Consider the following 25,248-nt stretch of genomic DNA (forward strand, 5'->3'; position numbering starts at 1 on the left):
ATTATCATAGTTTAATTATAATACATTTTATTTATTAACAAAGTATTTTTTTGCGTAATATTTTCTTATTATAGATAATTTTTACCATTGTTTGGATATAAAAAAGATTTAAAAAAGATAAACCCTTAATAATAAAAACCAACAAATAAAAAATACTAAGGTTATCCTTAGTATTTTCTTAATTTAAGAATTATAATGATCCAAAGTAAACTACTGTTCTTACCATTTGTGATACATATGACATTTCATTATCATATCATGAGTATACTTTTACTAATTGTTTTCCATCAACTTCAACAATTTTTGTTAATGTTGCATCAAAGATTGAACCATGTGATTCTCCAATAATATCTGTTGAAACAATTGGTTGTGTGTTGTATCCTAATGTTTCTGAAGCAGCAGCTTTCATAGCATTATTAATTTCATCAATTGTTACATTTTTTTTCAATTCAACAGCTAAGTCAACGATTGACCCTGTAATTGTTGGCACACGTAATGCCATTCCATCTAATTTACCTTTTAATTGTGGTAAAACTAAGGCCACAGCAGCAGCAGCTCCTGTTTTAGTTGGCACAATGTTAGCAAAAGCAGCACGAGCTCTACGAACATCATCATGAGCTAAGTCTAATAATCTTTGATCATTTGTAACTGCATGCACTGTTGTCATGTATCCTTTTTCAATTCCAAATTTTTCATCTAAAACTTTAGCCACAGGTGCTAAACAGTTAGTTGTACAACTTGCTCCTGAAATAATTGTGTCATCTTTAGTTAAATCTTTGTGGTTTACATTATAAACGATTGTTTTAATTCCTTCACCTTTAGCTGGGGCTGAAATCATAACTTTTTTTGCTCCGGCTTCTAAGTGTAATGAAGCACCTGCTTTATCAGCAAATCTTCCTGTTGATTCAATAACAACATCAACACCTAATTTTCCTCATGGTAATGCTTTAGGGTCTTTTTCAACACATACAATGATTTTTTTACCATCAACAATGATGGCTCCTTCTTCAGCTGAGATTTTTCCACTCATTCATTTACCATGTGCTGAGTCAAATTCTAATAATGTTGCTAATGTTTTAGCATTTGTTAAGTCATTAATAGCTACAATTTCAACATTTTTTTCTTCAAATAATTTTCTAAAAGCCAAACGTCCAATACGTCCAAATCCATTAATTGCGATTTTTGTCATAATTTGTCTCTCCTCTATTCTATTTCCTAGTAATAAATAATATCTAGTCTGTTATTCATCCTTTATTCTTGCACTATAAAATAACGCTAAATTCTGAATACATCCTTAAATTTATTTTACACCACCCTTACTATTTTACAATAAATATTTCAAAATAATTAATAATCTTAATCATTTTTTTAGTTTAAATTTTTGCTACTACCTATTGATAAATTAAGTATAAATAAACAATAACTAACTAAAATAAAATAGGTAGCACCTTAACATAATTGAAATAATGTTATTCTTTTGTAGGGCTAATTGTTAGCTAATTAATCTTTGATTTCAAAAAGTTCCCTTTGTCAAATTAATTATCTGGACATTAAAATTAATTATAAAAAATCTTGTTCTTAATTCATAAGGCTCTACGAATTAATAGCAAGATTGACATGGTTAATCGTTATCAACATTTATAAAAGTGTCTTGGTCAACGGGAATACTCTCTTCATACATAATGGGATCCCCATATAAATCTAAGGCAATTGTTTCAAAACTTATTAATGACTGGGCTTGAGTCAGTTTATCAAACAAGGGCATTTCCGCCAAATATTCCTGGGCCATTTCATTCAGTTCGTTAGTTAACACTGGCAATGATTTATGTTGTAATAAACTAAACGATGATAATAAACTACGATATTCTAAACTATTTTTTGCCCCGGGACCATTTGCTTTTAAAAACTCATCTAATACATCTTGTTTTTGTTGTTTAATTTCCTGAAATTTTTCTTCGGAAATATAGTGTTTTTGAATAAACGCATCCTTATCAGTTGTTCATTCATTTAAAAACAAGATCCGGTGTAAATCTCGTTCAAAACATTCAAATTTAAACTTATCATCGGGATCTGGTTTATCATAATCGAATCAATAATTTTTAATTAAATATTCTTGATGGTCACGAGCAGTAAACTTAATTCCCTGACCTTTTTGATACCAATATTTTAGAATATCTAAGTATTTAATTTCACAAAACTGGTTATTTTGATTAAAACATTTTACTTGATATTTATTAAAATCATAAGTTAGCATTTATTCTTCCATTCCTCTTCTACTATTTCCCAATAATTCAATTTCACTAGCTAAGCCCCGAATTCGATCAACAATCCGTAAAGCTTTAATTTGGTTCGTGGCACTATCATGTAAATCATTTTTAATATTACCATATAATAATATTAATTTTGTTAAATTAAAGTTTGATGTAAAAAACACCGGTTTATTCTGACTAATCCGATCATTTAAAATCCGAAATAATAAATCATCACGCACTCAAGCTGAGACACTTTCACCACCAATGTCATCTAAAAATAAAACATCAGAGCTTAACAACTTCTCGACTAGAGAAGAATCATTGACAGATAAATTAAAGGATGCTTTGACTTTATTAATTAAATTAATAACTGAAATAAAAGCAATTTTTTTACCATTATTAGCAAGCGTATTTGCCAAACGAATTGCCAAATAAGTTTTACCAACCCCTGGATTACCATAAATATATAATCCCTTTTTACGGGTTCCTTTTACAAATTTAATCATTTGCTCAACAATTTTTTTTAGATTTTTAAAATTAAGATCCTGGTCAACATCGTTCAATCGTAATTTAAATAATTCATCACTAAAGTCATAAACTAGATAGTTATTTTTTACCCGGTGGAGTTCATTATAAGCAATCCGGTGGTTACATTCAACCCGGGTTAAAACTAGCATATTATTTTCATAAATAAAATAATATTTATAACCTTGAAAGGACTGAGGGCAAAGTGCTAAATTGGGATTATATTCACAAAGGTGGTAGTTATCAAGATATTCAATAAAAAGTTCTTGAAACTGTTGTCAGTGTTTTTGGTCAAAGTTAATATCTTTTAAATTTTGAATTAACTCTGCATTTGCTCTAATTTTTGCTAATAATCCTGCTTGTCCCATGATTCCCTAACCTAATTCCTATAAATTTTTTAATTCCTCAATTAATTGCTTATCATCAATTTTTTCCCCTGAAAAATCTGGTTTTGATTGTTCATATAATTGTACATATTCTAAATTTTTGATCTCACTTGCCTTTAAATCTTGGTTAAAACTACGGGTTACTTGACTATTTGTTTTAATCGCATTTTTGGTTGTTTTTGCCCGTTGACTTTTAACATATGCTTCTTTCAAATGATCCATTGCTTTTTTAACCGTTGTAATTTTTAACTGGTTAAAGGTATTTGCAATTTTTTCACAATAACTTCGTTCAATTCGTTTATTATTCTTAAATCAGACATATTCAATTAAGCAATTAACAACACCATTTTTTAATTGATAATTCAAAATTAAATCCCGAATAATATCAATTTCAATCGGTGTTGGTCGAACATTATCTCGTAATAATGTTAAATATTCAATTGGATCAATTGTGGCCATTTCCTTGATTTTAGCTTCTTTCATACTTGATGGGCTAACAACATTTTCTTCATCAATAATTAAGTTTAACTGTTCGCCGTTAACTTGTTTTTTCAAAGTTTCTTTTTGATAAAAATCTGATAATAACATTTGGAATTTATGATAACTAAAAATTCTTGTTTTATTTTCAACACTGATTGCTTGATAAATAAAATTAGCAATATCTTTTGTTAAAATATGATAATAATTTACTAATTGGACAATCTTGTCTTTGTAAGGCAAATATAATTTACTATTGGCGTTTTTACCAGCTAAATACTTATCAATATAAATAAAATCAATGTTTAACAAAAGATTAGGATTTTGCAAGACTGTTGATTCACTAGTAATATCAATATATTTATCATTTTTTAAAAACTTATCCTTAATTAATAAGAAATTCTGATGTCCTAATTTATCCGATAAATAACTACATAATACCGGATTTGAAAAGAAAGCATCAGGGGTAATCGGAAGCTGGGGTTTTAAAATATAATGGGTTCCCTTTTCCCGCTTTAAAACTTTCAATAAGCCAATTGTTTCCAATTGATGTTTTGCTTTAATTAATTCATCATATGTCATTTGTAAGATTGCTAAGAAATGTTCTGAGCCATACTTAGTGTTGATATCTAATTCAATGTCATCATATACTAACATTAAATACAGGGCATGAGCCTGGTGCCCAATAATTGGACGATACAAATATAATACAATTAAACGATCATAATTTGTTAAGTCATAGTCTCGTTTTACTAAATACGTAACTTCTGATTCTATCTTCATACTCTTAAATTCTCCACTATTCTGTTAATTTCACTTATTTAATATTTTAATGACACATTTTATAAATTAATTCACAATCCATTCTAATCTTACAAATTAATTAAAAAAGTGTAAACATTAAATTAACAATTTTATTTTATTTGTGACTTATCCACATCTAAAAAAAGAATATTATGAGTATTTATGAGATATTTTTAAGTTTTACACATATCAACAATTTTTAACTATTGTTGATTTAACTTTTGTTTTCGGAAATTAAAGTAGTTTAAATTAAGTTCTCCTGTCCGAATCACCCATAAATCTAAGTTATGACGAAGCATAATTAGTTTGTACATTACCACAAATGATGATAAGGTAATTGGTAAGTAAATTACCATTTCAATTGGCATTTTAATTAATTTCGCTTGGAAAATTGGTCAGGAAATAATTTGAGTTCAACCAATTGCATATAATCATAAGGTATTTAATCCAAATGAAATTAAACTAAAAGTTAAAATATATAAAATAACTGCTTTTCAATATCATGCTTTATTACTACGGAAAATAAACACTAAACTACCCATAAAGCCATATAAAACAACATTAAAAGTAAATCCTAAATGAAAACTTCCCGCAATATTAATTAATGATCCAATTAAATCGGCAGCAATTCCTGATAAAACCCCCATAAAAGGACCAAATAACATTCCAATTACAAAAATTAAAAAGTTACCAAGTGCTAATTTAATAACCCCCACTCCGGCAATTGAAATATTATACCCAATAAAATTAGTTAATACTGTTGATAACGCTACTAGCATACTACTTACGGTAATTATTAAAATATTAATTTTCCGAATATTTTTACGATCTAATCAACTAGCAAGGCCTAAAAAAGTAGCAATCAAAACTCCCGACCCAAAACTTGTTAAAATATAAAACATTATTTTCACGTCCTTTCTAAATAAAAACTATAAACAAGCGGAATAAAATATAATGATCCACAAACCAAAATATTTTTATCCTGATTTTGAATAATAAATTTTTTTCAATTATAAACTTTATTATTAAAATTAACATCTTTAAGATTTCAGGCCAACGGATGCTTAAATGTTGTAATATATAGTTTACTATTAAAGTGGTTTTTTAGTAATTTTAAATTTTCAAGATAATTTTTTTTACTAGAAGAAGCAAATAAAACAAGCGTTTCTTTATCATTATCAATATCTAAAATATCAAATGTTTGAATTAAGGCGTTAATTCCCTCCGGATTATGTGCACCATCAATAATAAAATAAGGATTTTTATTTAAGATTGTAAACCGTCCTAATAACGGAATAATTTTAAAAATTTCATAATTAATTGTTAATTTTAGAAACTCCATAATTTTAATGACTAGCCCAACATTATATTGTTGATAGTAATTAATTGCTTTCAAATATTTATCACTAATAATAATTTGTTCCTTATTAACATATTTACTAATAGTTTTTAAATATTTTTTACAACTATTAGAAATAATTAAGGGGTTATTATTTTTAACAATTTTAACTTTATTAGTAATAATTTCTTCAAGCGTGGTTCCTAATACTTCGGTATGGTCAAAACCAATTGATGTTAACGCCACTAATAATTGGTTCGCAAACACATTTGTAGCATCACGGACCCCACCAATGCCTGCTTCAATAATCGCAATTTTAACATCTTTTTCAATAAAATAAAGAATTGCCAATAATGTTCAAATTTCAAAAAAAGTTAAGTGGTATGCTTGAACATCGGGGTGAATCTTTTTTAGTAATCTTTTTAAATCATCATCACTAATATAATCATTATTAACTTTAATTCGCTCATTATGATTTAAAAACGCAGGGGATGTGAAAAGACCCACTTGTTCATAATGAGGAATTAGTTGCTTTTGTAAATAATTCGAAGTAGAACCCTTTCCATTGGTTCCAACTACATTAATTACCTTAATTTTATTTTGAATATTATCATATTTTTCAGATAGTAACTTACTGAGCTGGTATTCATCTTGAAACGGTTGCGCTTTAACAATTTTCTTCTGTACTTTCATTTTCTCTCTTACTTCTCCAACATTTTTTTCAAATACTTCGCGGTATAACTAACATCAGTTTTTTTGGCAAATTGTTCGGGTGTTCCAGTGGCCACAATTTGGCCACCCCCGACCCCGCCGTTTGGTCCTAAATCAATAATATAATCAGCAACTTTAATAACATCTAAATTATGTTCAATCGTAATAACCGTATCACCATTATCGACAATTCGGTTTAAAACTTTTAATAATCTTTTAACATCATCAATATGTAAACCAGTAGTTGGTTCATCTAATAGAAATAATGTTTTTCCAGTTGCTCTTTTTAATAAAAAGGTTGATAATTTTACCCGCTGGGCTTCCCCTCCGGATAATTCTGTTGCTGATTGACCTAATTTAATATACCCTAAACCAACTTCTTGCATTGTGGTTAATTTTTGTTTAATTTTTGGTTGCTTTTCAAAAAAGACACATGCTTGGTCAACGGTCATTTCCAACACATCATAAATATTTTTTTCTTTGTATTTTACCATTAAAGTTTCATCATTGTAACGTTTTCCTTCACAAACTTCACATTGAACAAAAACTGTCGGTAAAAAATGCATTGAAATTTTAATAATACCATCCCCTTGGCAATTTTCACAACGACCACCGGGAACATTAAATGAAAATCGTCCTTTTAAATAACCACGGGCTTTGGCTTCCGGTGTCCCGGCAAATAAATCCCGAATATCATCAAAAACAGAAGTATAAGTGGCCGGGTTACTACGGGGGGTTTTCCCAATTGGATCTTGCGAAATATTAATAACTTTATCAATATTATCAATTCCTACAATTTTATCATGGGCACCTGGGCGTTCAGTTAAATTACCAAGGTTCTTTTTAATTCCTTTTCATAAAATTTCATTCATTAAGGTTGATTTCCCGCTTCCCGAGACACCAGTTAAACAAATAAATTTATTTAAAGGAATTATCACATTAATATTTTTTAAATTATTTTCCCGGGCTCCTTTAATTTCCAAAGTTAAGCCATTCCCCCCACGACGGGTTTTCGGAACTTCAATGGTTTCTTCCCCTTTTAAATATTTCCCAGTAATTGATTGAGGATTAGCCATAATATCATCGACGGTTCCAATAGCAACTACTTCCCCACCATTAATTCCGGCCGCGGGACCAATATCAACAATATAGTCACTAGCCATGATAGTATCTTCATCATGTTCAACGACAATTAATGTATTTCCTAAATCACGTAGACTTTTTAAAGTATCAATTAGCATATCATTATCACGTTGGTGTAAACCAATTGAAGGCTCATCCAATACATATAAAACTCCCGTTAGTTGACTTCCAATTTGGGTTGCTAAACGAATTCGTTGGGCTTCTCCTCCCGATAAAGTTTGGGCATTTCTTGATAATGTTAAATAGCTAAGTCCAACACGGTTCAAGAAATCAAGACGGTTAACTAATTCATTAATAATTAGCCGGGCAATTTCTTGTTGTGTTTCGGTTAAACTTAGGTTTAAAACAAATTGTAGCTCATCTTCAACTGATAAATCAGTAAAATCAGCAATATTTAAATTATTGATTTTAACCGCTAGGGGCAATTCATTTAATCGTTTGCCTTGACAAGTAGTACATTTTTTGTCCGCCATAAATTGTTTATAATATTCTCGGGCTGATTCACTAGTTGTTTCGGTATAACGGCGTTCAATTAACTGACCAATACCTTCAATATAATCATATCCCCGCATTGTATTTCCACTAGCAGTGCGAATGTTATATTCAATTGGTTCATCACTACCACGAATTAAATATTGTAATTGTTCGCGGGGTAAATCTTCAATTGGCTGGTCTAAAGGAATATGATAGTGATTAGCTAATACTTTAAATTTTTGTCATTCAATATTAGTTGTATTAACAATATTTTTTAAATAAACAATTCCTCCTTGTAAAATTGTTAAGCGACGATTAGGAATTAATAACTCTTCATCGACTTCTAATTTAACTCCTAATCCTTTACATTCATAACAAGCACCCGTTGGGGAGTTAAATGAAAATAATCGCGGTTCTAGCTCAGGAATTACAAAACCACAAATACTGCATGAATAATTTGTTGAAAATAATAATTCTTTGTTATGATCAAGCAAATCAATTTTAACTAACGAATCACCATATTTTAAAGCAATTTCAATTGCATCATGAATCCGGCTAATCATATCTTCATTATCACGAAAAACAATCCGATCAATGACAATGTCAATATTTTGACGTTTATTTTTATCTAGTTCAATTTCATCATCTAAGGATTTAATTTCATCATTAACCTTTACCCGTAAAAAGCTTTCTTGTTTTAATCGTAAAAAAAGATCTTTAAAACTTCCCTTTTTGTCACGGACAATGGGGGATAAAATCATTAATTTATCTTCTACTTTTACTTGTTGTTTTAAATTATTAATAATTTCTTTGATTGTCACTGATTTAATAACTCCGTGACCATTAATACAATAAGGGGTTCCTACCCGGGCATATAATAATCTTAAGTAATCATAAATTTCTGTCACAGTCCCCACGGTACTACGGGGATTATGACTAGTCGTTTTTTGGTCAATCGAAATGGCGGGTGATAGGCCCTCAATTGCATCAACATCTGGTTTTTCATTGCCTCCCAAAAACTGGCGGGCATAACTAGATAAGCTTTCAATATATCTTCGTCGTCCTTCTGCATAAATTGTATTAAATGCTAAGGAAGATTTCCCACTTCCTGATAATCCAGTAAAAACAACTAATTTATTTTTGGGAATCTCAACATTAATGTTTTTTAAATTATTTTCCCGGGCCCCTTTAACAATTATTTTATCTTTGCTCATTTTTGATAGTTCTCCTCTTGTAAACTCATTCTATTTAATATTGTAATATAGAAAGTTAATTTAATAAATATTTTTTAAAAATAAAAATCTGAAAAGAAAAAAGAGTTATCAACTGAACACTCTTTTTTGTTATTTTATTTTAATTCTTTTTTCATTTCTGATACTTTGGTATCAATGTATTGACTATAACTACTTACCAGTTTTTCATCACCTTCTAAGTAAAATAGAATTTTCATGATTTTATCTTCTAAATCAGTCAATTCTTCATCATCTTTATAAATTTCAATAAAATAAATTTCTACTAGTTGCTCGGCAATTTCTTCATTAGCAACTGATTGTTCATAATAGTTATTATAATTTGCTTCATTAAGAATTTCACCTAAAAATGAATCAAACAATTTCTCATCGTTCATTTTTAACTTAATTTCTTGTAATAATTGGATTAATTCTGGTTTCATTATATATCCCTCCGTATTTTCTAAATATGATATATATTTAATTTTACTATACTTTTAGAAATTTGTCTTGTTTAATTGATTATATCTTTCTAAATAGTTATCACGACTGGTAATTGTAGTTTCAACCTGATTATTGAGTACCATAATTTTATCCTGGTAAACTTCTTTGTTCGTGTTTAATGTTTTGATCAATTGTAAAACAATTAATTGTAACCGTAAAACCAATTCGGTAGAATCAAGCAGCGTAATGGTATGAATTAATAACTTTTGATAGTTATAACCAACAACTGAATTATTTTCTGAACCAACTAATTTTGTTTTATTTTTAATAATTGTACGGTTTAAACGTTCATATTCTTCATCAAAATAATTCCGGGTAATAAATTCTTCAAGTTCACTTTCAAATTCTATGGGGTCTTTTTCTTCACGGCGATGAAAAACACTTCTTTTATCCCCACTGGCATAGCCTTTCCCCACTAGGTTAGATAAATCTGTTGTTAAATCAATATTATCTTCTAATTTTGCTTTCAGAACATACATCATTCTTAAAACATAACCTGCAAATTTGCGGTTATTATCATCATTAAAATCATAATACTTTAAAATATCCAAACAAATCATAATATTATTTTGTAAACTCGGGATTTTATACGTATTATAAATATTAGTTAATTCATCAATTAAAAATGATACTTTAATAGTTTCCATTACTGTGACCACCTATATTAGTTTAATTTTATCATATTTTAAACAAAATAAAATTGCTATTTTTCAATAGCAATTTTATTAGTTGACTTATTATTTTACTAAACTTAAAAACGAACTTGGTTCTAAACTAGCACCACCAACTAAAGCACCATCAATATCAGTTTGACTTAATAATTCTTTAATATTATCTGGTTTAACACTACCCCCATATTGAATCCGAACATCATTAGCAACGACATCATCATATAAGCTAGCTATTTTATCACGAATTACACGACAAACATCTTGGGCAATTTGCGCGGTGGCAGTTTTTCCAGTTCCAATTGCTCAAATTGGCTCATAAGCAATAACAATTGTTTTAACATCTTCTTCATTAATACCTGCTAAGGCTTTTTCAATTTGACGAGTAACAACTTCATTTGTTTGTTTTTTTTCATACTGTGCTATGGTTTCCCCACAACAAATAATTGGTACCATTCCCTTGGCTAATAGTTTTTTTGCTTTTTTATTAACAGTTTCATCAGTCTCGTTAAACATTTCACGACGTTCAGAGTGACCAATAATAACATGCGTAATGTTTAAATCTTGTAGCATTTCCACTGAAATTTCCCCGGTAAAGGCTCCTTGACTTTCAAAATGACAGTTTTGCGCAGCAATAATTAAATTTTTTGCGTTTTCCTTAGCAACCGCTAAACTAGTAAAGGGTACTCCCACCCCGGCTTCCACCGCAATTTCGGCAACTTCTTTATCAACTGCTTGAATAAAATCAGCAGTTTCTCCCACTGTTTTATGCATTTTTCAATTTCCAATAATAATTGGTTTTCTCATTGTTTACCATCTCTTTCTATATTATTTTTAAATAACATTTTAATTATATACTTATAATATTATTAAAGTAAATAACTAAATTTATTATTCCCTTTTTTATTAATTCTAAATGCTATAATAATATTAATTAGAAATGGAGGACACCTTGATGTTTTTTAGTTCTTTTCAGATGAAATATAATACTAAACAATTAAAAAAATTGCCCAAAATTATTACTTCCCCAAAATGACTAGTAGTTGATGTGCGGCCAAAAGAAGATTGAAAAGAAAGCCACGTTATTAACAGCATCAATGTCCCTCATCATTTATTTAAATTACTTTATCATAAAAAAATTGATAAAAATAAAAAAATCTTGTTTATTTCACAAGGGGGGCGTAGTCACTTAGATTTATATAAATTGTTACGAAAACATAATTTTAAAGTTTATATTCTTGATGGAGGCTGAAAAAAATTACACGAAACTCCTGAGTATGATGAATATCTTACTTATTCTCCCATTGACTAATTATTTTAAATTTTCATAATATATTTTTTTAATTTCGCGGGATAAATGGTTTACTCCTGATTTTGATAATTCTAAATTATATTTATCATATAAAAGATCAGATAATTCTTGCAAAGATGATTCTGGATTAGCAAGCCGTTGATACGCTAATTTTTTGGTATTTTCGTTAAGTTCATCAAAAAGATTATGGTCAACTAAATAATTAATCATCATCACTTGTTCAATTCCTGCCTTCGTTGATTTTTGCTGATTAGAAATTTCAATATTATTTAGGCGATTAATACTATTAGTCATATCACGCGAAATTCTAGTGTCTTCAAATGCTAGCACACTATTAATTGCATCAATTAACTTTAAAAAATCAGAAACCAGAAAAGATTTCTTAATATAGCAGACATATTTATCATAACGTTTAGTAATTTTAAATAAAAAACGGTATTTACTTAATAACTTTTTAAAATATAACGCCGATGGTTCTTCACTGAACTGAACTTCTAAATGGTAGTTACTAGTGTCCGGTGAATTAACACTCCCACAAGCAACAAAGATTCCGGCGATATAAGCCCGTTGGCAATGTTCTTCTCATTCATCAGGAATTTCAATAATTTTTTGGTGGTGAGCTAAGTCATAAACATGTAATGCTTCTAAAATATAACGTGCATTTTTTTTAATTTTTAAAATAAATGTTTTATGTTTTTTTAATTTATTAGATTGAACTATAATTGTTTCAATTTCCGCATCAAAAGAGTGACGAAAAAAAGTATATATTGCTCGAATAACGGGATTGCTAATTGAACTAACTTCAAAATTAAAATAATGGTCACTAATATTTAATTTCATATTATATTTAGTGAAACCTCCCAGAAAAGCTTTCTGACAGCAAGGCGCAAATGATTTTTTAACAACTTCCTCTTTAACACTTAGAGCAAAACTCATTTTCACCACCCCTTTACAATAATCTTGATTTTAACCTTTTTGTTTAAATTCGCGCACTTCTTGTTCTGAATCATTTAACGGTTCTACTTGCGCTTGATTTTCAACTCTGCGAATAACAACATTTGCTAACTTAATAACAACATCATGGGCAATTGTTAATTGCATATGTTCAAATAATTTAGCTGCTTCTTCAACATAAGCATGTAATGGGTTAGTTTGGGCATAACTACGTAAATAAATTCCGCTTCGTAATTTTGAAGCTTGGTCAATATGTTGGGTTCAATATTCATCAAAAGCCATAATAATTGCTCCCCGTTCAATTTGGGTCATTACATCAGCAGGTACATCTTCTGTTCTTTTTAAATAAAACTCATACATTTTTTCACTAATTAACTTAGCAATTTCTTGACGGTTTAATTTTTCTAAATCTGCTTTGGTAATTGAATTTTCAACAACAACCTTCCCATTAATTCCTTTAATTAAATCATCATAACGGATAAACCACTCACCATGTGATTCATTCCCAAACATTCTGGTTAAATCATACGCAGCAGAATATTGCATTTTTTTGATGATTGGTTTTAAATCACTAGCAGTTAAAATTTGGTCTCTTCGTGCATACATAGCTTCGCGGTGTTGGGCTAAAACATTATCATAATCTAAAATATTCTTTCGTTGATCAAAGTTCATTCCTTCTACTTTTTTTTGGGCATTTGAAATTGCTCTTGTTAACATCCGTGATTGAATGAAATCACTACCTAAACGCCCAAAAATTTTTCTTAGCCGTTCGCCGCCAAAACGTAACATCAATTCATCATCCATCGCAACATAAAATCTTGAAAAACCAGGATCTCCTTGCCGACCTGAACGTCCCCGTAACTGGTTATCAATTCTTCGAGCTTCATTTCGTTCAACACCAAAAACAGCTAATCCGCCTAACTCTACAACACCATCGCCAAGTTTAATATCAGTTCCCCGTCCGGCCATATTGGTAGCTAAGGTAATTGCCCCTTTGGCACCAGCCTTAGCAATAATGTCTGCTTCACGCTCATGATTTTTAGCATTTAACATTTCAAATTTTAAATTAGCATTTTTTAAATAGTGGGAAACAATTTCAGAAGATTCTACAGAAGTTGTCCCAATTAAAATTGGTTGCCCCTTTTCATGCAACGCCAAAATTTCTGCCATTAACGCTTTCATTTTAGCATCACGGTTAGCAAACATATAATCTGGTTCATCTTTCCGAATTACTGGTTTATTAGTTGGAATCTGAACAACTCGCATATTATAGATTTTAATAAATTCTTCTTCTTCTGTTTTCGCAGTCCCTGTCATCCCACTCAATTTATTATATAATCGGAAAAAATTTTGGTAAGTAATGGTTGCCATTGTCACAGTTTCTTGTTCAATATTAACATTTTCTTTTGCTTGAATAGCTTGGTGTAACCCATCACTATATGCTCTTCCAGGCATTAACCGTCCCGTAAATTGATCAACTAACACAATTTCACCATTTTGAACAACATATTCTACCCCATTTTTAAAGACAAAATTAGCTTTTAACGCATTTAAAATTAAGTGATATAATTCAGTATTTTGAATATCAAATAATGAATTAATAGAAAACATTTTTTCAGCTTTTGTAATTCCCTCAGGTGTCAAATAAACTTGTTTAGTTTCTAAATCAATTTCCACATCGTCATCTTTTTTTAATGATTTAGCAAATTGATCAGCGGCCATATACTGGGGAGTACGGTTTTTTCTTCCCCCTGAAATAATCAATGGTGTTCGGGATTCATCAATTAAAATAGAGTCAGCTTCATCAATAATTGCAAAATTTAGGCCTCGTTGAACTTTATCGCCGTATTCTTTTACCATATTATCACGTAAATAATCAAATCCTAATTCAGCATTAGTTGTATAAGTAACATCACAACTATAAGCAGCACGTTTTTCATTCTTATTACCACTACGTAAGTTTAATCCAACGGTTAAACCTAAGAAATTTAAAACTTGGCCATTAATTTCCGAGTCCCGTTTTGATAAGTACTCATTAACAGTAATAACATGGACTCCTTTACCATCTAACGCATTTAAATAGGTTGGCATTAAAGCCGTTAAAGTTTTCCCTTCCCCGGTTTTCATCTCACCAACATCACCCTCGTGGAGAACAATTCCTCCGATTAATTGCACTCGATACGCGTGTAAACCTAAGATTCGGCGCGCTGCTTCCCGAGCAACTGCAAAAGCTTCAATTAATAAATCATCTAATGTTTCACCTTCTGATAATCTTTTTTTAAACTCTGTTGTTTTAGCTTTTAATTGTTCATCTGGCAATGCTTGCATGGCACTATCCATTGCCATAATCCGATCAGCTTTTTTACCATGTTTTTTGACAATTCTTTTATCACTTGCCGCCATTGTATTTCTCCTTTTTCCTTTTTAAATAAAACATTCATATTTATTCTATCATAATTTTTCCAGACCATTAGAATTAATATACTTATCGGTGAGAAATCAAGGAAACATTATTGACAAATAAAAAGCAAAGAATAATTTCTTTGCTAAATAATAACTATCTTGTAGCATTTAAATATAAATAATTTCAAAAGAAAGTTATTTGGTTATTATCAATTGTTTTAATTGTAAAGTGGCTAACATTAAAAGCAATATTTTTAACTGTAATTTGTTTTTTTAAACCTTTAAAAACATCTTGAATTAATGGATGTTCAGGGAAAAATAATTCTTGGGGATTTGTTGTCACATACAAATCTTTTTGGGTGGGAAACGGAATGATATCATCAATTTTATCTTCTTGCACATTAATTCCTAACCTACCTGTTATAAAATCTAACATCTTATCATTGTCATGTAAAGGAATTATTTCACTAAAGTTTAATGAAACAAAAATTTGGTTCGCTGGATCATAACGCAATTCACGAAAACCATCATTAATAGCAACAATTTCATTAGTAATCTTGCTTAGTGGTTGGGGGTTATGACAACTCACGAGCAGTCCACTTGGTCCGGTAATAATACTTGCTAACGCAAAAAATGAAAGCATTTTTTTCATAAATTTCCTCCTTATCTAATTAAAATTTTAATAATTATTCAGAAAAGAAACAATGCTCTCATTTTATTTATAAAATTTCTAAAATAAAATTTGGTAATTTTTGATAAAATTGCGACAGTTATTCGGTTTGATTACCAGCTTTGTATAATTGTAAAAATGGTTCTTCTTTACTAATTAATTCTTTAAAGGTTCCTTGTTGAATAATTCCAGTTCCTTTTCCTAACACAAAAATTTGATCTGCATTTTTAATAGTACTTAATCGGTGAGCAATTGAAATTGTTGTTTTACCAACCATTAATTTTTCTAACTCGGCTTGAATTTCTTTTTCAACAATATTATCTAATGCACTGGTTGCCTCATCAAGAATTAAAACTTGCGGATTTTTTAAAATCATCCGGGCAATTACTAACCGTTGTTTTTGACCACCAGAAAGCATAAATCCCCGTTCTCCTAAAATTGTTTGATAACCATCTCTTCATCCCATTACTAAATCATGTAACTCCGCTTTTTTACATGCAGCAATAACTTCTTCTTCAGTGGCATCAAATTTTCCATATTTAACATTATAAATAACATCACCGTATAAAATTTTTGGTTCTTGTTCAACATAGCCAATATGTGTTAAATAACTTGGTAAATTCAAAGTTTTTAAATCAGTATTATTAACTAGGACTTCTCCAGTCGTTGGGTCATAAAAACGTAATAATAATTTTGAAATTGTTGACTTCCCACTACCGGTCTCCCCCACAAAGGCATAACTTTTACCAGCTTCAAAAACAAGATTTGTTTTGGGTAAAATGGTAACTCCTGGTTTTTCAGGATATTCAAAGGTGATATCTTTTAAAACAATATCTCCTTCAATACTTTCTATTTTAGGAGCATCTAAGTTAGGATTAATTGTTGAAGAAACTCGAATTAACCGCATTACCCGTTTTGTTGATGCTGTTGCTCGTGCTAACCCGGGTACTAGCCCTACTAATGTTCAAATGGGAAAGGCCAAAGTATTAACACCAGTAATAAACGAAGGTAAAATACGAATCATATGGTCAGTACTTTCTTTTCCTTTTCCTCCATATAATCCAATACTAGCAACCAAAACAATAACAGTTAAAGCTAAGGCACAAATAATAATAATTGTGGTCATCCGCGCTTGAATCCGGTTTAATTTTTTATTAACGCGGTAATATTCCTTATGAATTGTTTCAAAACGAACTCGTTCATATTCTTCGGTTCCCGTTGCTTTAATTAAGGCCACCGCCCCAATTCGGTCAGTAACATCCCCATTAACATCTGTAATGGTTGCTTTAACATTTTCTGATTCAACTGCTTGTGAACGGAAAGTTACCGCAATAGCAGTCATAAATACTAAAGTTGATCCCAAACAAATTAATGCTAATTTTCAATCAATGTTTAACAATGAAATTGCACTTCCAAAGAAAATAATCGGAATGCTAATTAAATTGGCTGGTGTTAACTGGGACTCATCACCAATTGTTTGGGTATCATTAATTAACTTGGTAATTGTTTCACCAATTTTTTTATCAGAATAGTAACCGATATTTAAATTGACTAAGTTATTTAAAACTGCATTTCGAATATCAATTTCAATAGTTCGTCCCAACATTCCGCCAACTCGCTCACGAACATTAGTTGAAATTAAGGCAACAATTAAATCTACTATAATAATTAGTCATACTCATCAACTAATCCCCGTGCTCTGTAAGTTTGGATCGTTACCAAAATAAAATAAAATTTCATCCATTAGTTTACCAATTAAGTAGGTAATCGCTACTATTGCCACAGCTGAAATTACCAAGGCTAATATAATTGTGAATGATCGTAGTAAATATCTTTTATAATAAATCGCTACTAATTTAAAAAAGCCAATCTCTGGTTTTTTAATTCCCTTCATCATTTCTAACGGGGTTTGGTATTTTGGTTTTACTCGTTTGGGCTCGTTGGCATCCGCAGACAATTTATGTTCTAAAGCATTAATATCAATTATTTCATTTTTTTTATTCATAAATAGCCTCCTTGTTTCCTCATGTTTTTCTCTCTTTCATTATATCAATAAAAACTAAATAACAACACGAAAAAATTTATGTTTTAATTTCTTGCTTAGGATTATTAATTACAATCAAATAATAAAAAAACCACTTGCGTGGTTTTTTATCAGGTTATTTATCTTGGACTGCTTCAATTCCGGGTAAAGTTTTACCTTCCATATATTCTAAACTAGCACCTCCGCCAGTTGAAATGTGGGTAAATTTATCTTTATATCCTAATTGAATAGCAGCAGCGGCTGAATCACCACCACCAATTAAAGTAAAGGCATCTGGTAATTGAGCAATTGCTTCACACACTGCTTTGGTTCCGTTGCTATAATGACTAAATTCAAAAACTCCCATTGGTCCATTTCATGCGACAGTTTTCGCACCAGCTAATTCTTTTTTAAACAATTCAATTGTTTTTGGTCCGATGTCTAATCCCATATAACCTTCATCAATGTCAACACCATCGGTTACTTTGGCAGGAACATCTGCAAACTCCGGTGCTTCTAAAGCATCAACAGGTAAGATAATTTTACCGTTTGCTTTTGCCAAGAATTCTTTAGCAATTCCAATTTTATCTTCTTCTAATAATGAGTTTCCAATTTTATGACCTTGGGCGGCAAAGAATGTATATGCCATTCCACCTCCGATAATAATTTTGTCAGCTTTAGTTAATAAGTGATCAATAACTCCAATTTTATCAGAAACTTTTGCACCCCCAATAATTGCCACAAAAGGTTTCACTGGATTATCAACCCCCTGCGCTAACATTTTAACTTCTTTTTCCACTAAGAACCCTAAACATGATACGCCAATGTTTGAAGCAATTCCAACATTTGAAGCATGGGCACGGTGTGCAGTTCCAAACGCATCATTAACAAAAACATCACCAAGACTAGCTCAGTATTTTCCTAGGGCCGGATCATTTTTACTTTCGCGTTTTGCCTTGGCGTTGCCATTTTCATCAACTTTTAGTTTTCCGTTGGCATCCAAAATATCAGCAAAACGAGTATTTTGGAATAAGATAATATCTTTATCCTTCATTCCAGCGATAGCTGCCTCTAATTCTGGTCCCTCAAAAGCATTAACAAATTTAACGGGCATTCCTAATTTATCGCTAAGCGCCTTTGCCACTGGAGCAATGTCTCGTTTTTTTAGATCTGCCTCTGTTTTTACTTTTCCTAAATGTGAAAATAAAATAACTTTTGCATTATGATCAATTAAATATTTAATTGTTGGTAATGCAGCAACTATTCTATTATCATCAGTAATTACACCATCTTTCATTGGCACATTAAAATCAACTCTAACTAAAACCTTTTTTGAGCCAACTTCAACATCTTTTAATTCTTTTTTTGCCATAAAGTTTTCCTCTTCTTTCTAATGTTATATCAACATATATATTTTACAACAAAATCAATAATTTTATTTTAAATTATCAATATATTCAATTGCAAACTGGGCTGCTTTTGCCCCATCACTAACTGCTGTTGCAATTTGGCGAAGGGTAGTATTTGTTACATCACCCGCGGCAAATAATCCTGGTACTTTTGTTTCACAACGACTATTGGTAATAACATAACCATTCTCATCTAGCACATTTAAATCTTTTACAAAATCAGTGATGGGAATTGATCCAATATATGGGAAGACAGCACTGACTACTAATTCTTGTTCAGTATTATCTTTGACATTTTTGATCATAACACTTGTTACTTTGTTTGCTTTTGGATCATTAATTTTGGTAACGACACTATCTAAGATAAATTCTATCTTCGGATTTTTCTTCGCTTTGGCTAGTAAATTATCATCCGCACGAAACTCTTGGCGACGATGAACTAAATAAACTTTATTAACAAATTTAGTTAAGTATAGAGCTTCTTCTAAAGCAGCATAGCCCCCACCAACAACGAGAATATCTTTATTTTTAAATAAAGCCCCATCACAAACAGCACAGTAAGATACACCACGCCCATATAATTCTAACTCACCAGGAACACCAATTTTTCTTTCAACTGTTCCAGTGGCAATAATTACAACCTTACTTAATAAAATTTTGCCTGAAAATAATTTTAATTCAAATAAATTAGAATCAATTTGTTTAGTTATATTTACAACCCGGTCCCCAAGATAAGGAATATTTAAGTTTTGGGTTTGCATAAACATTTTCATTGATAACTCCGGTCCTTGTATACTATCAAACCCAGGATAATTTTCAATTTCACTTGTTTTGGTCATTTTTCCCCCGGGGGCCCCTTTTTCAATCATGGCAATTTTAGCCATTGCGCGGGCTCCATAAATGGCAGCTGTCATTCCTCCCGGTCCAGCACCTATAATTAGAATATCATAAATATCATTAGTATTGTTTTTCATACAATCATCCTCCTTGTCGTCATTTATAAACAGAAATATATTGAGCAAAAATAATTAATAAAATTCCAAATAGAATAAAAAATCCAATTACAATAAAATCTAACACTGGCATATTAGTTAGAAAGAGATCATCACCAGTTCGCTGGGTTTCAAGAATAATCCGAATTAAATTATAACCCGCAACATATAAACCAGCCTGGACACCACACCGTAAAATAATTAACCGGTGCGGGTTTTCAACTTTTTCTAACTCCCGATGGTCAGCTTTAATAATTTGCTGCAATCGTGCTCACTTATATTTAAAATAATTAATGACAAGTTCTTTTTTTGTCATTCGACTTTTATTTTTAAAATAAATTTTTTTTAAGTTAACTTCGTTACCTAAATTTTTAACAACCATTGGGTCAATCTTAAGATCATAATATCATTTATCCCAAACACCCTTATATGATAATGTTGTAAATGCTGGTTCTTCTTTTTTAAATTTTTGATAATAACTATATTTAAAAATTAACGGTGCCGCCACTACAATAATTAATCATAAAATAACATTAGCAAATGATTCATATAAGAAAATTGGTTGAAAATATTGCACGTGGGCAAAATCGGTTGGGTCTACTCCCAAGTCAAAACCTGGAATCCCAACAGCTTTCGTTGGATAAAACGGATCTGGAATTGGGTTTGGAACATACCACTTAAACATATTATCACGAATAAAGGCTGGTAACCACATTAAACTTTCGCGCGAAGTTGGAGCGCCCATTACTTCGTGGTTAAAAAAATTCCCTCATCTTCCTAAGGATTGTGCTAATAAAATATGGGGAATAATTAAGTCAGCATAGACTCAAATTGAGATATTTGTGCGTCGTGACTCATAATAAAACCAACCTCAACCAGCAAAGAGACCAAATAATAATCCCCCATGAATGCTCATTCCGGGCAATCAAAATTCTAATAACTCATAAAACGGCACTGGATGATCCGGATCTAATTTTCCAAAAATACTAGCTCCAAATAAGGATAAGGGGACTAAAATAAAAATTCCAATATATAACCCCTGGGTTGGGATTTTCCGTTGGTGAAATTTTCACCATGTTATTAAAATTACAATTACAAAACCACAGAATATTAAAAATCAATATGGTCGAAATCAATTAGCATATGTATCGCGAGCAATTCATGTGCTTAAATTCAAAAGCTAACTCCTCCTTAAATTTATTTTGTTAGATTATCGTGTAAACGATTCTGCAGGATTTTGGTCGAAGAAATCCCCGCTTCTTCTAATTTTAACTTCGCAACGGCTGTTTCAACAAGTTCACTAACATTCCGTCCATAAGTAACGGGGATGGTGATGGTTGGCACTAAACTATCAAAGATTTTAATAAATTGATATTCAGAACCTAATCGATCAATTGATTTATATTCTTCATCATCAAGATGGATTAGTTCAACAATTAGGTCAATTCTGGTTTCTTCTAATAAAACTTGGAGTCCATAAATTTTACTTAAATCAATGATCCCCAATCCCCGCACTTCAATTAAATTTTTTAATATTTCATGGGAACGGCCATAAATCTTATTATTTTTTTGCATCAACAGAATGCGATCATCACCAACAAATAAGTGGTTTTTTTTAACAAGTTCTAAGGTCATCTCTGATTTACCAATTCCCGACTTTCCTTTTAGTAAGACACCTTTCCCAAAAACATTTACTAAAGAAGCATGTTCTTCGGTAACGGGGGCAAAATATTCATCAAAAAATTCTAATAATAATTGATAAATCCGACTAGTTGGCATGTTCGGAGCCCTTACCACAGGACATTGATGTTCATTGGCAATTTTAATTAATAAATCATCATTAAACTTATCAGTTAAAATAATCATTGGGATATGCTCATTTAAAATAAACTCATAACGTTGAATTCTTGTTGGCTGGTCTAATGTGGAAATATATAAATATTCTTTATGCGATAATAAAATTACTCGGCGATTAGTATTATCCTTTTCAGGGTCAAACCCAGAAAGTTCTAAGCCAGCCCGGTTAATTCCATACACTTTAATCTCACGTTCTAAACTATTTTCACCAGCTAAAACTTGATAATTAAAATTCTTAATAATATCTTTAACCACTAATTTACGCATTTTTAATTCCTCCGATGTCCTTTAATTAATAATAACATATTCAATATTAATAATTTCGCTTTTTAAAAATAGTTTTAAAGAAAAAAATAAGTTATCAAACTTATTTTATTGGGCTTCAATTTCAATAATAATATCACGCAACTCAGCTGCTTTTTCAAAATCTAATTTTTCACTAGCCTGGTACATTTCTTTTCGTAAATCATTCAATAAGGCTTCTTTCGCTGTTTTGTATTCTTTGGAATTTTTATTTTTAATTTTATGTAATTTATTATCACGAATTTTGATGCTAGTATAGTCACGAATTGGTTTAATAATAGTTTGCGGTTTAATTTCATTCATAATATTGTAGTCATTTTGAATGCTACGACGACGAAGAGTTTCTTTCATTGCTTTTTCCATCGCATCCGAAATCCGATCGGCATATAAAATAACATGCCCATTAGCATTCCGTGCAGCCCGCCCAATTGTTTGAATTAAACTTCGTTCATTTCTTAAAAATCCTTGTTTATCCGCGTCTAAAATACAAATTAACGAAACTTCTGGAATATCAATCCCTTCCCGAATTAAGTTAACTCCAACAATACAATCATAAACTCCCTTACGAAGTTCTAGTAAAATTTGACTGCGTTCTAATGTTTTTAATTCACTGTGCAGATAAGCTACTTTAATATTTTGTTCTTGTAAATAACTTGTTAAATCCTCTGACATCCGAATTGTTAAAGTTGTAATAAATACCCGCTCATTTTTTTCTCTTCGTAACTTAATTTGGGCAATAATATCATCAATTTGCCCGGCAGTTGGTTTAACTTCGACAGTGGGGTCTAATAAACCCGTTGGGCGAATAATTTGTTGGGTTACTTGGTTATTTACTAATTCTAATTCATAATCACCCGGGGTTGCCGAAATATATACAATATTTTTTAACTTTTGGTTAAACTCATCAAAGTTTAACGGGCGATTATCCAAAGCACTTGGTAGACGAAAACCATAATTAACTAAGGTTTCTTTCCGACTACGATCAGTATTATACATCGCTCTAATTTGTGGAAGGGTCATGTGGGATTCATCAATGATTGTTAAAAAGTCAGGACCAAAATAATCAATTAAAGTATATGGTGGTTCACCTGGTTGACGTAAATCTAAATGACGTGAATAGTTTTCAATTCCTGAACAAATTCCGGTTTCACGTAAAGCATCTAAATCATATTCCGTACGTTGTTCTAGTCTAGTGGCTTCCAATATTTTTCCCTCGCTCCGTAACTCTGCTAATCGTTCTTGAAGTTCTTTTTCAATATTTTCAATAGCAATTTTCATCCGTTCGGGACTAGTAATATAATCTTGCGCGGGAAAAATTGTTAAGTTTGTCAATTTTTGAATAACATCTCCAGTTAACCCATCAACAACTGAAATATCATCAATTTCATCACCAAACAAATCTAACCGAATAAAATTTTTCATATTTCATCCCGGCACAATCTTAATAACATCTCCTTTAGCACTAAACGTTCCGGGAATTAATTCAATATCATTTCGTGTATATCCAGAACCGACTAAATAAGCTGCTAATTCTTTTTTACTTAAAACTTGGTTCCGTTTTAATTCAAAGAATGATTTACGATACTCACGAGGATCTTGGGCCCCATAAATTGCCGCGACTGAAGCAACCACAATAACATCTTTCGTTGTTGAAAGGGCATTTAAGGCGCTTAAGCGCATCATATCTAATTCCATATTTTGTTTAGCATCTTTATCGATATACAAATCCTTACTAGGAACATAAGCTTCTGGCTGGTAAAAATCAAAATTACTAACAAAATACTCCACGCGGTTATCGGGAAACAACTCTTTTAGTTCGACATATAATTGCATTGCTAACGTTTTATTATGGGCCATTACTAAAGTTGGTTTATTAACTTGATTAATAACATTAGCCATCGTAAAAGTTTTTCCCGTTCCCGTTGCTCCTAATAAAACTTGATGGCGTTTATTCGTAAGCACTCCTGCAGTAATTTCCTTAATTGCAACTGGTTGGTCACCAGATGGTTTATAATCTGATACTAATTTAAACATTTTTCTCACCTGTTTCTTAATATTATTTTATACCAATTATAAAAAATTATCTCTTCCTTTAAAAAGATAAAAAAGATGCTTATGAAAACATCTTTAAACTTATAAAATATTCGAATTAATATTACTAATCGGTAAAATTGCTGCTGACCAAAAGAAATTAGCATAGTCATCAGGGTTTGCTTTATCGCCACCTTTGACTAAAATTGGGACTTTACTTGTCACTAAGTAATAACCTTGTAAAATCTTTTTCATATCGGCATTTGCTTTGGCTTTGGCAATCATACTTTCGTTCATAAATTCATTAGTTGGTAAACTTGCTTGTTTTAACTGCAATAGCTCACCCTCCGGGTTAGGCATAATTCGGGCGAAGCATCCCTGAACTCCGGCCTCTTCATGTTTAGTATTACCAATTGTTGTTGCAGCATATACTGCTACGGCAATTGTATTAGCCGCGGTCGTTCCAAAGTCATCGTTTCCCCATGGATTTAGTTTTTCCATTGAATCATACTTTGGTCATTGGTTTGGTTTTGGTTGATCCGGGTCGGTTGGATTATCTTGATAATTATATTCAAAGATAAACTTCCCATCTTTTTCGGTATATACAAAACTATATTGTAAAAAATTATTTACTTTCGCAATGACAACGGGAGAAGCAGTTTTCACAAATTGATTATTACCAGGAAAATTAAATTGTTCTGTCTGTTTACAAGCAACTAAACTAGTTGCACTAGTAGCAACAATACTTAAACTCATTAATGATAATAAAATTCTTTTCATTG

Annotated in this window: 21 protein-coding genes; 1 reads left to right on the top strand and 20 read right to left on the bottom strand. The window is 30.9% G+C overall.

Annotated features, from left to right (window positions below):
- Positions 1-190: 190 nt before the first annotated feature.
- From gap to tpiA, 10 genes are all read right to left on the bottom strand, one after another.
- Positions 191-1,189: a type I glyceraldehyde-3-phosphate dehydrogenase gene (gene gap / locus SERIO_RS05250; RefSeq protein ID WP_047791792.1), complete on the bottom strand. Its 999-nt coding sequence runs from the start codon at positions 1,187-1,189 to the stop codon at positions 191-193.
- 432 nt (positions 1,190-1,621) lie between these two features.
- Positions 1,622-2,254, bottom strand: a complete 633-nt coding sequence (locus tag SERIO_RS05255) for a hypothetical protein (RefSeq protein ID WP_047791793.1) — start codon at positions 2,252-2,254, stop codon at positions 1,622-1,624.
- On the bottom strand, positions 2,255-3,145 hold the full coding sequence (locus tag SERIO_RS05260; protein WP_047791794.1) for an ATP-binding protein: 891 nt from the start codon (positions 3,143-3,145) through the stop codon (positions 2,255-2,257).
- An 18-nt stretch (positions 3,146-3,163) separates the two neighbouring features.
- Complete coding sequence (locus SERIO_RS05265; protein WP_047791795.1) at positions 3,164-4,423, bottom strand: DnaD domain protein; 1,260 nt, start codon at positions 4,421-4,423, stop codon at positions 3,164-3,166.
- A 224-nt stretch (positions 4,424-4,647) separates the two neighbouring features.
- Complete coding sequence (locus SERIO_RS05270) at positions 4,648-5,346, bottom strand: folate family ECF transporter S component (protein WP_047791796.1); 699 nt, start codon at positions 5,344-5,346, stop codon at positions 4,648-4,650.
- On the bottom strand, positions 5,346-6,476 hold the full coding sequence (locus SERIO_RS05275; protein WP_047791797.1) for a bifunctional folylpolyglutamate synthase/dihydrofolate synthase: 1,131 nt from the start codon (positions 6,474-6,476) through the stop codon (positions 5,346-5,348). Before SERIO_RS05275 ends, SERIO_RS05270 begins: the two co-directional genes overlap by 1 nt.
- Positions 6,477-6,484: 8 nt before the next feature.
- The gene (uvrA, locus tag SERIO_RS05280; protein WP_047791798.1) at positions 6,485-9,325 is read right to left on the bottom strand and encodes an excinuclease ABC subunit UvrA; all 2,841 of its coding nucleotides are present in this window, start codon (positions 9,323-9,325) and stop codon (positions 6,485-6,487) included.
- Positions 9,326-9,459: 134 nt separating this feature from the next.
- Positions 9,460-9,783 (bottom strand): hypothetical protein, encoded by a 324-nt coding sequence (locus tag SERIO_RS05285; protein WP_025317745.1) that lies wholly within the window; start codon positions 9,781-9,783, stop codon positions 9,460-9,462.
- Between the two features lie 54 nt (positions 9,784-9,837).
- Positions 9,838-10,491, bottom strand: a complete 654-nt coding sequence (locus SERIO_RS05290; protein WP_047791799.1) for a hypothetical protein — start codon at positions 10,489-10,491, stop codon at positions 9,838-9,840.
- 90 nt (positions 10,492-10,581) lie between these two features.
- Positions 10,582-11,319: a triose-phosphate isomerase gene (tpiA, locus tag SERIO_RS05295; protein WP_047791800.1), complete on the bottom strand. Its 738-nt coding sequence runs from the start codon at positions 11,317-11,319 to the stop codon at positions 10,582-10,584.
- A gap of 148 nt (positions 11,320-11,467) precedes the next feature.
- Here tpiA and SERIO_RS05300 point away from each other — a divergent pair, with 148 nt between their 5' ends.
- Positions 11,468-11,824 carry a rhodanese-like domain-containing protein gene (locus SERIO_RS05300; protein ID WP_047791801.1) on the top strand — a complete coding sequence of 119 codons (357 nt, stop codon included), beginning with the start codon at positions 11,468-11,470 and terminating at the stop codon, positions 11,822-11,824.
- Here SERIO_RS05300 and whiA read toward each other — a convergent pair whose 3' ends face one another.
- From whiA to SERIO_RS05350, 10 genes are all read right to left on the bottom strand, one after another.
- A complete protein-coding gene (whiA, locus tag SERIO_RS05305; RefSeq protein WP_047791802.1) occupies positions 11,825-12,760 on the bottom strand; it encodes a DNA-binding protein WhiA in 936 nt (311 codons plus the stop codon).
- A gap of 30 nt (positions 12,761-12,790) precedes the next feature.
- The gene (secA, locus tag SERIO_RS05310) at positions 12,791-15,181 is read right to left on the bottom strand and encodes a preprotein translocase subunit SecA (protein ID WP_047791803.1); all 2,391 of its coding nucleotides are present in this window, start codon (positions 15,179-15,181) and stop codon (positions 12,791-12,793) included.
- A gap of 154 nt (positions 15,182-15,335) precedes the next feature.
- A complete protein-coding gene (locus SERIO_RS05315) occupies positions 15,336-15,833 on the bottom strand; it encodes a hypothetical protein (protein WP_047791804.1) in 498 nt (165 codons plus the stop codon).
- 118 nt (positions 15,834-15,951) lie between these two features.
- Positions 15,952-17,856 (bottom strand): ABC transporter ATP-binding protein, encoded by a 1,905-nt coding sequence (locus tag SERIO_RS05320; protein ID WP_047791805.1) that lies wholly within the window; start codon positions 17,854-17,856, stop codon positions 15,952-15,954.
- A 154-nt stretch (positions 17,857-18,010) separates the two neighbouring features.
- Positions 18,011-19,246: a phosphoglycerate kinase gene (locus SERIO_RS05325; protein WP_047791806.1), complete on the bottom strand. Its 1,236-nt coding sequence runs from the start codon at positions 19,244-19,246 to the stop codon at positions 18,011-18,013.
- A gap of 63 nt (positions 19,247-19,309) precedes the next feature.
- On the bottom strand, positions 19,310-20,257 hold the full coding sequence (trxB, locus tag SERIO_RS05330) for a thioredoxin-disulfide reductase (RefSeq protein ID WP_047791807.1): 948 nt from the start codon (positions 20,255-20,257) through the stop codon (positions 19,310-19,312).
- Positions 20,241-21,452, bottom strand: a complete 1,212-nt coding sequence (locus SERIO_RS05335) for a prolipoprotein diacylglyceryl transferase (protein WP_047791808.1) — start codon at positions 21,450-21,452, stop codon at positions 20,241-20,243. Before SERIO_RS05335 ends, trxB begins: the two co-directional genes overlap by 17 nt.
- A gap of 20 nt (positions 21,453-21,472) precedes the next feature.
- Positions 21,473-22,399, bottom strand: a complete 927-nt coding sequence (hprK, locus tag SERIO_RS05340; protein ID WP_047791809.1) for an HPr(Ser) kinase/phosphatase — start codon at positions 22,397-22,399, stop codon at positions 21,473-21,475.
- Between the two features lie 105 nt (positions 22,400-22,504).
- Positions 22,505-24,469, bottom strand: coding sequence for an excinuclease ABC subunit UvrB (uvrB, locus tag SERIO_RS05345; protein ID WP_047791810.1), 1,965 nt, complete (start codon positions 24,467-24,469; stop codon positions 22,505-22,507).
- Between the two features lie 99 nt (positions 24,470-24,568).
- Entirely contained in the window at positions 24,569-25,246 is a 678-nt protein-coding gene (locus tag SERIO_RS05350; RefSeq protein ID WP_053040862.1) for a hypothetical protein, read from the bottom strand.
- Positions 25,247-25,248: the final 2 nt, after the last annotated feature.

It is taken from the genome of Spiroplasma eriocheiris, from assembly GCF_001029265.1.
Taxonomy (GTDB): domain Bacteria; phylum Bacillota_I; class Bacilli_A; order Mycoplasmatales; family Mycoplasmataceae; genus Spiroplasma; species Spiroplasma eriocheiris.